The 275-nt window shown below is 54.9% G+C and carries 1 protein-coding gene; it reads right to left on the bottom strand.

Going from position 1 to position 275, the window contains the following annotated elements; translation table 11 throughout:
- On the bottom strand, positions 1–210 hold a 210-nt coding region (locus RA25_RS21610), incomplete at its 3' end, for a transposase (protein WP_039174935.1).
- Positions 211–275: the final 65 nt, after the last annotated feature.

Here is a 275-nt window from a genome sequence, read left to right as displayed (position 1 = left end):
CAACATCTTCTTGAGCTTGGCGTTCTCGATCTCCAGAGCCTTCAGCCTCTTGGCCTCGGACACATCCATGCCGCCATACTTCGAACGCCATTTGTAGAAAGTGCCATCGCTGATGCCGTGCTTCCGGCACAGTTCCTTCGCCCCCATTCCGGCTTGGTGCTCCTTCAGGATGCCAATGATCTGCTCTTCGCTGAAACGGCTTTTCCGCATCGTCTGTCTCCTCGCTTGGAGAACAGGCTAACTTCAAATCGCGGACTTTTCAGGGGAGCACGTCA

It is taken from the genome of Leisingera sp. ANG-S5 (assembly GCF_000813925.1).
GTDB lineage: Bacteria > Pseudomonadota > Alphaproteobacteria > Rhodobacterales > Rhodobacteraceae > Leisingera.
The sequence above is the reverse complement of the archived record's forward strand: the minus strand, read 5'-3'. Positions and strand labels throughout refer to the sequence as shown.